The sequence below is a fragment of the Rhodococcus sp. O3 genome, from assembly GCF_048897285.1.
GTDB lineage: Bacteria > Actinomycetota > Actinomycetes > Mycobacteriales > Mycobacteriaceae > Rhodococcus.
Window position 1 is genome coordinate 1 of the sequence record NZ_JBMBTE010000143.1, and the last position, 11,288, is coordinate 11,288.

Consider the following 11,288-nt stretch of genomic DNA (forward strand, 5'->3'; position numbering starts at 1 on the left):
GGCCAGACCGGTCAGGGCGTCGCATTGCGCTTCGACGATGCGGTTCGTCTCCTCCGGAAGCCGCGGAACGGCCGCGCGGGCCAGCGCGAACGCGCGCCCGTCGTGCGCCGCGGCCTGCCGGTGCCATCCGAGCTGACGTAACAGCGAGGCCTCGGTGCTCGCCGCGAGGGATGCCAGGGGACCTTCCGTGACTTCGCGTTGCAGTCGCGTCAGTTCCGCCCGGGCACCGCTGTAGAAGCCCTGGCCGGCCAGAGCGACCGCGCGGAGCCATCGCCGGTGGGGATCGGTCGCGGCAGGCAGCGGGCTCGCGCCCGGCCTGTCCCCGAATGCCGCAGCCGTCAGGACGGCGTTCTCGGCGGAGACGGCATCCTCGGCGGGGACCACAGTCGGGCGCGCATGTGCAACGGTCGCGGACACGCCGAAATCATTGCATCATCGTCGCGACCGGACATCCCCGGTCCCCTACCGGCGAGAAACAAGCACCGAGAGCGCAAATATATCGACTGCGAATTCCGGCCTTCGCACACCATTCCCCGGCCGTTTACAGTCCGTTAATTTCAAACAGGCTGCATGTACGCTGCCGGGCTCGAGATTTCAGGGAAGATACGACCGATGCGGCGGCCGAAAGAACGGGACGACCTACAAAATCGCAGGTGAACGGCGCATCGGGGGAATTGCCGGGGTCATCCCGGACATCGCAGCAGGCCAGAGCCAAACGACAGCCAATCATGAATCGACCTCGAAGTAAACATTTCGCAGGTTAATTCTCGCGGTGAGCGATATGGAATTTCCCACGTCACGGAAGTATTGACGTGATTTGCATCGCGCTTTTACGGTGACCGTGTTCGAAAGAATGGTCGGCCGGGACGCGGTTCCCGGCCACGGTCCGCTCGCACCAACGCGAGCATGCTGCAAAGGAGTGCCACCATGCCTGCACCACATCACCTGCCCGGACCCAACGCGGACATCTGGGATTGGCAGATGCACGGCCTGTGTCGCGGCGTGGACTCCTCGATGTTCTTCCACCCGGACGGCGAGCGCGGACGCGCTCGCGCCCAGCGGGAGAGCCGCGCCAAGGAGATGTGCCGCAGCTGCCCGGTGATCGCCCAGTGCCGGGAGCATGCTCTCAATGTCGCCGAGCCATACGGCATCTGGGGAGGGATGTCCGAGACCGAGCGCGAAATGTACGCGCGACACAGGCGCCGCAAGATCGCTGTTTGACTGATTCGAACCAGACGACGAAGCCCCGCCCGGGACTCCCGGGCGGGGCTTCGTGTCTGTCGCGTGACCTGGTGTCGGTCGCCTAGTGGGCGTGGCCGTGACCGTGGCCGGCGTCGGCAGCTTCCTCGGGCTTGTCGACGACCGCACTCTCGGTGGTGAGCACCATGCGGGCGACGGACGAGGCGTTGACGACCGCCGAACGCGTCACCTTGACCGGGTCGACGACACCGTCGGCGAGCAGGTCGCCGTAGGTGAGCGTCGCGGCGTTGAAACCGTGATCCTTCGGGCTCTCGGCGACCTTGGAGATCACGACGGAGCCGTCGAGTCCCGCATTGGCCGCGATCCAGAACAGCGGGGCCGACAGCGCCGTCCGCAGAACCGCGACGCCGGTGGCCTCGTCTCCCGACAGGGACGCCTCGAGCTCGGCGAGCTCGAGCGACGCCTGCACCAGTGCCGAGCCGCCACCGGGGACGATGCCCTCCTCGACGGCGGCCTTGGCGGCGTTCACCGCGTCCTCGACGCGGAACTTGCGCTCCTTGAGGTCGGTCTCGGTGGCCGCACCGACCTTGATGACGGCAACGCCACCGGCGAGCTTGGCCAGGCGCTCTTCGAGCTTCTCCCGATCCCAATCCGAGTCCGTGGCTTCGATTTCACGGCGCAGCTGGGCGGCGCGCTCCTCGATGGCCTCGGGGGTGCCGGCGCCGTCGACGATCGTGGTGTTGTCCTTGCTCACCACGACGCGGCGGGCGGAACCGAGCAGCTCGAGCCCGGCGTCCTTGAGGGTCAGGCCGAGATCGGAATTGATGACGGTGCCCGCGGTGACGACGGCGAGGTCCTCCAGGAACGCCTTGCGGCGGTCGCCGAAGTACGGAGCCTTGACGGCAACGGCCTTGAGGGTCTTGCGGATCGCATTGACGACCAGCGTCGAAAGTGCCTCACCCTCGATGTCCTCGGCGATGATCAGGACCGGCTTGCCGGACTCGGCGATCTTCTCGAGCAGCGGCAGGAAGTCCGGCAGCGAGCTGATCTTCTCGCGGTAGAGCAGCACCAGCGCGTCCTCGAGGACCGCCTGCTGAGCGTCGACGTCGGTGACGAAGTACGGCGACAGGTAGCCCTTGTCGAACTGAACGCCCTCGGTGACGACCAGTTCGGTGTGCAGCGTCGAGGATTCCTCGACCGTGACGACACCGTTCTCACCGACGGTGCTGAGGGCCTCACCGACCAGCGCACCGATCTCCTCGTCGCGGGACGAAACCGTCGCGACCTGCGCGATGGCCTCCTTGCCGTGCACCGGGGTCGCGAGCGCGAGCAGTGCCTCCGCGACCTTGTCGGCACCCTTGGCGATACCCGCACCGAGCGCGATCGGGTTGGCACCCGCGGCGACGTTCTTCAGGCCGGCCTTGACCAGAGCCTGCGCGAGGACGGTCGCGGTCGTCGTGCCGTCGCCGGCGACGTCGTTGGTCTTCGTGGCGACGCTCTTGACGAGCTGGGCACCGAGGTTCTCGAACGGATCCTCCAGCTCGATCTCGCGGGCGATGCTCACACCGTCGTTGGTGACGGTCGGACCGCCGAACGCCTTGGCGAGCACGACGTGCCGCCCGCGCGGGCCGAGCGTGACCTTGACGGCGTCGGCGAGGCGGTCGACGCCACGCTCGAGCGCGCGCCGCGCGGTCTCGTTGAACTCGATTTGCTTGGACATGTTCTCCGACTACTCCTGTCGAATTTCTCCGGAACGGACTCCGCCCCGGGTCCGTTGAGGAACTCCGGGGCGGAATGCACGCGGCTTACTTCGCGACGACGGCCAGCACGTCGCGAGCCGACAGGATCAGGTACTCCTGGCCTGCGTACTTGATCTCGGTTCCGCCGTACTTGCTGTAGATGACGACGTCGCCTTCCTTGACATCCAGGGGGATGCGCTTGTCGCCATCCTCGTCCCAGCGGCCGGGTCCGACGGCGACGACGGTGCCCTCCTGGGGCTTCTCCTTCGCCGTGTCCGGAATGACGAGGCCGGAGGCAGTCGTCGTCTCGGCCTCGTTGGCCTGGACGAGGATCTTGTCCTCGAGCGGCTTGATGTTCACGCTCGCCACGATGAGCCCTCCACTTTCAGGGGTACTTGGGTCCGGAAACTTGTGCTCCCGGACTCGGATTCGTTCAGTCACCACAGACTCCGCGCGAGGTCCCGTCGTCGCGGGTGCCGGGCCGACGCTCGGTGTCACTAGCACTCTATACATGCGAGTGCCAGCACTCAAGGCTTCCGGGCGCTTACTCGTACTCGGCGCGTCGTGCCGTCCTTCTGTTACGTTCGGATAACAGAGACACGAAGCGTGACCATACGGTGACCTATCGAGGTGCACACGAGCTCCTTGGCCTCCGGTCACGCTCGGAAGGTAAACAATGCGCACGTCGCTGGGGATCTCCACCGGAGCATCCGGGGTGGGTTCCGCGCTGGTGATCGACGCGCCGCAAGGCCGGACCACCGAATACCGCGAACTCGCAGCCGACACGCACGATCATCGCGACCTCGGGGACCTCGTCTTCGACGCGGTCACGCTGATGACGACGCAGATCGCCGACATTCCGGCCCCCGAAGTCGTCACGGTCGCCTACCGCACCACCGAACAAGCCGACTCCGTCCGCGCCGCCGCGAACCGCGAGGGCCGCCTCGTACGGTTGATCCCGGAAACGACCGCGGTCGTCACCTACCTGCACACCACCGGACTGGCGCACTCCGACGGCGCGATCGCGATCGCCGACGTCGGCGCGTCCGGGATGAGTGTGTCGGTCGTCGACCGGGCCGACGGCACGGTCCTGCACACCGACCGCACCGACGCGGTCGGCGGCGAAACGATCACCGGACGGCTCGTCGACCACGTCCACCGATCCACGGACGGTGTCCGCACCCGCATGCCGGTCGATGCCGAACTGCTCTCGGCGCGCTGCCTGGGGGCACTCGAAGCCCTCACCGCCGGCGACACCGCCCACATCGAGATCGGTGAGGCCGGACCGGGCGTGTCCGTCACGGTCACCCGCACCGACGTCGACGAGCTGGTCGCGGACCTGGTCGGGGAGGCCGCGGAGTTCACCGCCCGGACCTGCGCCGCCGCCCCGACCACGCCACAGGCGCTCGTGCTCGTCGGCGGCGCATCGTCCCTTCCGGCGCTGGCCGCAGCGGTCACCGCCGCGTTCGGCGGTCCCGCAGTCACTGTCGACGAACCCGCGACCGTTCCCGCGCACGGCGCCGCGTATCTGGACGATCACCCCCACCTCGACCGCTACCCGCTCGTCGGGAGTACCGAGTCCGGTGCGTCCCGCTCCTCGGGCCGCACTGCCGGGGTGCTCCTCGGCGCGCTGGTCGCCGGGGCACTCGTCGCCGGTTACGCAACCGATCAAGTCGCGGAGCCGGCAATCACCGACCGGCCCGTCTCCCCCGCCGGGTCCAGCGACTCGGTCCCGCCGATCACCCCCGACACGGTCGAGCCGGACGCGACCGCCCCGACCGAGACACGCATCCCGTCCTACGATCCGGTTCCCACCCGGCTTCCCTCGGGCGGGGTCACCAACGACAACGACGAAGAACGGACGACGATGCCGCCCACGACCGTGCCGGAAACCACGACGTCGCTGCTCCCGCCGATCTCGCCGACCACGCAGCGCCCCGATCGCGACGATCCTCCGGACACGACCACGACGGGAACCACGTCCCCGCAGCCGACCCCGCCGACCACCACCCCGCCGGTGACCACGACCCCACCGCCGACGACGGTGCCCGGACCAGAGTCGACGACGCCGCAACCGACCCCGGAGGAGCCGGTCATCACGGAACCGACGGAACCCGGTGCGCCGGGGACGTCTCAGCCGGGGCAGAACCCGATCGGGCCGGACGCGGCCGCTCCGACACTCACGCCCACAACACCGGAAGCACCGGCGTTACCGGAACAGACATCACCTCCGGCCGGATCCACCGAGGGCGGATGAGCCCGGTTACACCACCTGGCTCACGGACACCGGCAGGCCGGGATCGGTGGCGGCGGTCAGCAGCGACGGCTGCGCACCCCCGGCGATGAGGTGCGCACCGAGCGCCGCGATCATCACGCCGTTGTCGGTGCACAACCGCGGCCGCGGCACCCGCAGCGCGATCCCGGCGGCCTCGCACCGCTCCCGCGCGAGCGCACGCAGCCGCGAATTCGCGGTCGCGCCACCACCGAGCACGAGCGTGTCGACACCGACATCCTGAGCCGCGCGCACCGCCTTCATGGTGAGCACGTCGGCGACCGCCTCCTGGAATCCGGCCGCGACATCGGCGACCGGAACCGGCTGCCCGGCGCGTTCCAACGCTTCGACATGCCGCGCGACCGCGGTCTTCAGACCGGAGAACGAGAAGTCGTGGCGCGCATCGCGCGGCCCGGTCATGCCGCGCGGAAAGACCACAGCGGTCGGATCGCCCTGCTGCGCCAGCTTGTCAAGCACCGGGCCACCGGGATATCCGAGGTCCAGCAGCCGTGCCACCTTGTCGAACGCTTCACCGGCCGCGTCGTCGACGGTGGTACCGAGCTCGACGATCGGCTTGCCGAGGTCCTCGACATGCAGCAGGTGGGTGTGCCCACCCGAAACCAGCAGCGCGATGCACGGCGGCATCGGACCGTTCTCGATCGTGTCGACGGCGACGTGCCCGGCCAGATGGTTGATCGCATAGAACGGCACGTTCCAGGCCGCGGCGTACGCCTTCGCGGCGGCGACACCCACGAGCAGCGCGCCGGCCAGGCCCGGGCCGATGGTGACGCACACGGCATCGGGCTTGTCGATGCCGGCGGCCGCCAGCGCCCGGCGCATCGTCGGGACGATCGCCTCGAGATGCGCGCGGGACGCGATCTCCGGCACCACACCGCCGAAGCGGGCGTGCTCGTCGACGCTCGAAGCCACCTCGTCGGCGAGCAGTTCGAGCGTGCCGTCGCCGACCCACCGGACGATCCCGACACCCGTCTCGTCGCACGAGCTCTCGATGCCCATCACGATCACGGCTTCCGCTCCTCTCGCCGGTCCGGCCGGCACATGGTGTACGCGTCGGCGCCACTCGGCTGGTAATAACGCTTCCTGGTGCCCACGATCTCGAAGCCCTCACGCCGGTACAACGCGATCGCCGCGTCGTTGTCGGTCCGCACCTCGAGGAACACCGGGCCGCCCCAGGCATCGGCGACACGCAGCAGCTCGTCGAGCAACGCGCCCCCGATCCCGCGCTGCCGAAGGTCCGGGTCGACACCGATCGTGTGCACCTCCGATTCGGGGTGCACGCCGGTACCGAGCCGAGCCAGCCCGGCGTAGCCGATCAGGCGACCGTCGTCGTCGCGGGCGGCCACGTAGTGGTTGTGCGGGGACGCCAGTTCGGACCGGAACGCGTCGGCACTCCACGGATCGTCGCCGGGGAACAAGACCTGTTCGAGTTCCGCGCAACGCTCGACGTCGTCCGGGCGCAGCGCATCGATGGACACACTCATTTCTTCCGGGCCGCCGTCTCCACCGCATCCGGCCGACGCAGGTACAACGGCACCAACGGCTGCGGCGCGGTCGCGGCGAGCAGCTCGGGCGCGGCGACCGAGACCAGCCCGGCCGGCGACGGCGTGTGCACCGGCACGGCGGGCAGGTCGAACAGCGGGGTGTGGGCGGGCGAACCCGCGACCCGCTGCGAGGGCGCGGCCGTCACGTCGGCGGGTTTACGCACCTCGGGGCCCTCCACCCGGCGACCACCGGCGTATCGCGCCCAGTACACCTCGCGGCGGCGGGCGTCGGTGACGACGAGCAGATCGGGGCCGTTCCCGTCGGCCGCGAACACGTCCGCGGCGAGCGCATCCAGGGTGCACACTCCGTACACCGGGATCCCCAGCGCGTCACCGAACGCGGCGGCCGTCGCCATCCCGACACGCAATCCCGTGAAGGGCCCGGGACCCACACCGGCGACGACGGCGTCGAGGTCCGTCGATTCGCATCCGGCTTCGGCGAGGCATTCGAGGATCTGGGGCGTGAGGATCTCGGCGTGCCCCCGCGGATTGTCGGAGACCCGCACCGACAGGGTCTCGAGGTTCTGCGGCGTGCCGTCGCCGAGGCGGACCAGCCCCGAGGTCACGGCGGGGGTGGCGGTATCGACGGCGAGAACGAGCACGATTACCCAGGGTACCGCCGGTAACGACGTTATCCGACCCAGCCCCAGGTGGCACGGCGCACATCGGATTCGGGATCGCGGCGCAACCGCACCCGCAGATGCCGGTCGGTCAGCTTCTCCACGAGTCCCTCGCCCCATTCGACGACGACGACCGCGGCGGTCAGGTCGGTGTCGAGATCGAGCGCGTCGAGTTCGTCCAGAGCGTCCGGGCCGTCGCCGAGCCGGTAAGCGTCCACGTGCACGAGCCCTACCGGTTTCCCGCCTGGGCGCTCCCCCGGCCGGTGCTCGCGGGCGATCACGAATGTCGGTGAGGTGACCCGTCCCTGCACCCCGAGACCTGCTGCGATCCCCCTGGTCAGCGCAGTCTTGCCGGCGCCGAGGGGACCGTCGAGCACCACCAGGTCACCTGCCTGCAGGTCCGCGGCGAGTCGGCGGCCCAGCGCTTCGGTGTCCTCGACGGTCGGCAGCTCGGCGTACTGCTCGCCGGTGTGGTCGGACACGGCGTGGTCGGACACGGCGTCGTCGGACACAGCGTCGTCGGACACAGCATCATCCTTCACGTGGTCAGACACCGACGGCCCGCCGGTTGCGCGCGTCGTATGCGAAGGCCCGTTGCACGAGCCGGTCCAGGGCCTTGGACACGACCTCCGGGAACTCCAGCTGGACGAGGTGCCCTGCACCCCGCACCCGCTTGAGCTCGCAGTCCGGCAAACTCGCGGCGAGTTCCTCGGAGCCGGAGAACGGGATCACCATGTCGGCGTCACCGCACAGCACCAGGACCGGCACCCTGCCGATGGTCGGGAGTGCGGCGGATTCGTCGTGCAGTTCCAGAGTGCGGAGGAAGTTGACGATGGTCAGCACCGACGTCTCGTTGAGCATGCGGTCGGAGAATTCCACCAGCCGCGGGCTCACGACCGTGCCGTACGACGCGGCCCGCAGGATCGGTGAGACGATCGCCTTCGCGGTGCCGCGGGCATACTGCACGAATCCGGGGGCGGTGCGGGCGGCATAACGGAACCCGTCGATCACCGGGTTCTCCAGGTTTCGGCCGAGCCCGGTCTTGCTCAGGCCGGCCGCGGTGGTCGAGAGCAGGCCGATACCCACGATCCGGGAGTCGAACAGGTCGGGGCGCTGCGCGGCGAGCGCGATCGCGGTCATGCCACCCATCGAATGGCCGACGACCACGACGGGCCCACCCGGGGTGGTCTCGTCGATGACGCGGCCGAGGTCGCGACCGAGTTGCGCGATGGTGCAGGACTTCGCTCCGGCGGCACCGGATTCGCCGTGCCCGCGCTGGTCGTAGAACACCATCCGGACGTCGCGGCCCCACCGTTCGGTGAGGTAACGCTGCTGCAGGTGCCAGGACTGCATGCGAAGGCAGTATCCGTGGACGAACACGATGGTCAGCGGTGCGCGCGGGGATCCGAATTCGCGCACGGCGAGCTCGACCCCGTCCTCGGTGGTGACGATGCGCTTGGGTGCAGCGAGCATCGCGTCGAAGTCCTCGTCGGCGTAGATCTCGGGGGCGGGCATGCCCGCGGATCGCACCGCGTACAGGCCGGCCGCGGAGGCGAGCGTGGCCAGGCTCGCAGCGAAAAGCCCCATCCTGCCCATCACACTCATTCCGACCCGCCTCCTTCACCACCGATGTAGGTCCGTACGGTGCGCCCACCCACCCCGGTCACGACCTCGTAGTTGATCGTGTCCAGCAGGTCCGCCCAATCCTGGGCGTTGGGCTCACCGCGGCGTCCGTCACCGAAGAACAACGCATGATCGCCTTCGCTTACTCCACCGCCGTCCGGGCCCAGGTCCACCACGATCTGGTCCATGCACACGCGGCCGACCTGGGGCCGGAGCCGGCCACCGAGGAACACCTCGAAACGGCCGCTGAGGTTCCTGCGGATTCCGTCCGCGTAGCCCATCGGCAACACCGCCACGGTGGTGTCCACCGGCGCGACCCAGTGATGCCCGTAGGACACCCCGGATCCTGCTGTCACCTTCTTCACGAGCGCCACCCTCGTCCGCAACGTCATCACGGGCCGGAACCCGTAGTCACCGACCTCGGGAATCGGCGACAACCCGTACATCGCGATTCCGGGCCGAATCATGTCGAATCGCAGGTCGGGACGGGTGACGGCGGCGGCGGAGTTCGACAGGTGCACCACCTCCGGGGCCGTGCCCTGCCGACGCAGATCGGCGACGGCCTCGATCAGGCGGTCCCGCTGCGCGTCGATCTCCGGGTGATGGAGTTCGTCGGCGTGGGCGAGGTGCGAGAACGCACCCCGGAACCGCACCGCGCCCTCCGCCTGCACGCGACCGAGGTCGCGCAGGAAGTCCGGCCATTCGTCGCGGGCGACGCCACCGCGGTTGAGTCCGGTGTCGATCTTGACGGTGACCGTCGCGGTGATGCCGGTCTCGCGGGCGGCGGCGGCGACAGAGGCGAGGTGACGGGGCGAGGACACCCCGATCTCGATCCCGGCGGCGATCGCGGGCGCGAAATCGGCGTCGACGGTGTGCAGCCACGCCAGGACGGGCGCGTCGATGCCCGCCGCGCGCAGCTCCAGCGCTTCGGCGAGGGTCGTGACACCGAGTTCCCGCGCGCCGGCGGCGAGCGCCGTCTTCCCGATCTGCACTGCGCCGTGGTTGTAGCCGTCGGCCTTGACCACGGCCATCACCGCGGCGTCCCCCGCGTACTCGCGCAGCAGACGAACGTTGTCCGCGACCGCATCCAGGTCGATCACCGCCTCGGCCTGGGGCTGGGCGTGTCGGTGCTGTTCCTGGGTGCGTGCTGCCGTGGTCATGATCTTCGATCCTGCCACTGCCCGATTCGAGCGCCGCGCGCTGGTGGTGGCGTTCCGATCACAATTCGGACATATATGACCACCACGCCGGTCCGGCGTCAATACCGGCGCAGCGTGCGCACCGCGGCCCTGACCTGCGACAGGATCGCGCTCGCGGACACCGGGGCGGCGCCCACGCCGTCACGGGCGGCGAGGTTCGCGGCGAGTGAGTGCGCCCGGGCACCGGCCGCAGCGGCGAGATCCGGGGCCATACCCGCCGACATGAGCGCCCCGATCAGACCGGACAGCACGTCGCCTGCGCCTGCGGTCGACGCCCACGAACCACCCGCGTCGTTGACGAACACGTGCCCGTCCGGGCGGGCGATCAGAGTGGCCCGGCCCTTGAGGAGCACGTGGACCTGCCAGTCCGCGGCGAGCGCTCGCACAGCGGCGACCCGGTCCGGTTCCGGCCTCGATCCGGTCAGCCGGGCGAACTCCCCCGCGTGCGGGGTGAGCAGCGTCGGAGCCGGGCGGTCGCGCACCACGGAGGGGTCGCGCGCGATCAGGGTCAGTCCGTCCGCGTCGACGAGCACGGGCAGGTCGGTGGCCAGCACGTCCCGCAGCGTCTGGGCGGCCGCGTCGTCTGTGCCGCCACCCGGACCGACGACCCAGGCCTGCGCGCGTCCGGCCGCGGCGAACGACGGTGCCGCGACGACCTCGGGATACCGGGCGAGGACCGCGTCCGCTGCGGTCCCGGCGTACCGGACCATGCCGGAGGTCGCGGCGACCGCGGCACCGGTGCACAGCACACCGGCACCCGGATAGGTGGCGCTGCCTGCGATGATGCCGACGACACCCTGGCTGTACTTGTCGTCGTCGGGCCCCGGCACCGGCCAGATTGCACCGATCTCGGAGGGTTCGGCGGCGACCAGGTCCGACACCGGCAGGTCCAGGCCGATGTCCACGAATTCGACGCGGCCGCACCGCGCCGCGGCGAGCGAGTGCACGGGTTTGAGGGCACCGAACGCGACGGTGACCGCGGCGGTGACGGCCGGGCCGTCGACGGCCCCGGTGTCCGGGTCGACACCGCTGGGGGTGTCGACCGCGACGATCGGGGCGGTGATCGCGTCGAC

Annotated in this window: 11 protein-coding genes and 1 pseudogene; 2 read left to right on the top strand and 10 right to left on the bottom strand. The window is 69.7% G+C overall.

What is annotated here, in order from left to right; genetic code table 11:
• Positions 1–384: pseudogene (locus ACN675_RS24960) on the bottom strand (hypothetical protein); the annotation flags it as partial.
• A gap of 543 nt (positions 385–927) precedes the next feature.
• On the opposite strand from ACN675_RS24960, the gene ACN675_RS24965 reads away from it, so the two are divergent.
• Positions 928–1,221: a WhiB family transcriptional regulator gene (locus tag ACN675_RS24965; protein WP_420753389.1), complete on the top strand. Its 294-nt coding sequence runs from the start codon at positions 928–930 to the stop codon at positions 1,219–1,221.
• A gap of 82 nt (positions 1,222–1,303) precedes the next feature.
• Here the strand turns inward: ACN675_RS24965 and groL are convergent, their stop codons facing one another.
• Positions 1,304–2,920 (bottom strand): chaperonin GroEL, encoded by a 1,617-nt coding sequence (gene groL, locus ACN675_RS24970; RefSeq protein ID WP_420753390.1) that lies wholly within the window; start codon positions 2,918–2,920, stop codon positions 1,304–1,306.
• An 85-nt stretch (positions 2,921–3,005) separates the two neighbouring features.
• A complete protein-coding gene (groES, locus tag ACN675_RS24975) occupies positions 3,006–3,308 on the bottom strand; it encodes a co-chaperone GroES (protein WP_068154369.1) in 303 nt (100 codons plus the stop codon).
• Between the two features lie 307 nt (positions 3,309–3,615).
• On the opposite strand from groES, the gene ACN675_RS24980 reads away from it, so the two are divergent.
• Positions 3,616–5,196, top strand: a complete 1,581-nt coding sequence (locus ACN675_RS24980) for an Hsp70 family protein (protein WP_420753391.1) — start codon at positions 3,616–3,618, stop codon at positions 5,194–5,196.
• A 6-nt stretch (positions 5,197–5,202) separates the two neighbouring features.
• On the opposite strand, the gene tsaD is transcribed toward ACN675_RS24980, so the two are convergent.
• From tsaD to ACN675_RS25015, 7 genes are all read right to left on the bottom strand, one after another.
• Entirely contained in the window at positions 5,203–6,237 is a 1,035-nt protein-coding gene (gene tsaD / locus ACN675_RS24985; protein ID WP_420753392.1) for a tRNA (adenosine(37)-N6)-threonylcarbamoyltransferase complex transferase subunit TsaD, read from the bottom strand.
• Positions 6,234–6,713 carry a ribosomal protein S18-alanine N-acetyltransferase gene (rimI, locus tag ACN675_RS24990; protein WP_420753393.1) on the bottom strand — a complete coding sequence of 160 codons (480 nt, stop codon included), beginning with the start codon at positions 6,711–6,713 and terminating at the stop codon, positions 6,234–6,236. The genes tsaD and rimI overlap by 4 nt, the downstream gene beginning before the upstream one ends.
• On the bottom strand, positions 6,710–7,375 hold the full coding sequence (tsaB, locus tag ACN675_RS24995) for a tRNA (adenosine(37)-N6)-threonylcarbamoyltransferase complex dimerization subunit type 1 TsaB (RefSeq protein ID WP_420753394.1): 666 nt from the start codon (positions 7,373–7,375) through the stop codon (positions 6,710–6,712). The genes rimI and tsaB overlap by 4 nt, the downstream gene beginning before the upstream one ends.
• 29 nt (positions 7,376–7,404) lie before the next feature.
• Positions 7,405–7,890 (bottom strand): tRNA (adenosine(37)-N6)-threonylcarbamoyltransferase complex ATPase subunit type 1 TsaE, encoded by a 486-nt coding sequence (tsaE, locus tag ACN675_RS25000; protein ID WP_420753398.1) that lies wholly within the window; start codon positions 7,888–7,890, stop codon positions 7,405–7,407.
• Between the two features lie 49 nt (positions 7,891–7,939).
• Complete coding sequence (locus ACN675_RS25005) at positions 7,940–8,998, bottom strand: alpha/beta fold hydrolase (RefSeq protein ID WP_420753395.1); 1,059 nt, start codon at positions 8,996–8,998, stop codon at positions 7,940–7,942.
• On the bottom strand, positions 8,995–10,176 hold the full coding sequence (gene alr / locus ACN675_RS25010; RefSeq protein ID WP_420753396.1) for an alanine racemase: 1,182 nt from the start codon (positions 10,174–10,176) through the stop codon (positions 8,995–8,997). The genes ACN675_RS25005 and alr overlap by 4 nt, the downstream gene beginning before the upstream one ends.
• 98 nt (positions 10,177–10,274) lie before the next feature.
• A partial coding sequence (locus ACN675_RS25015) for an NAD(P)H-hydrate dehydratase (RefSeq protein ID WP_420753397.1) occupies positions 10,275–11,288 on the bottom strand: 1,014 nt, incomplete at its 5' end.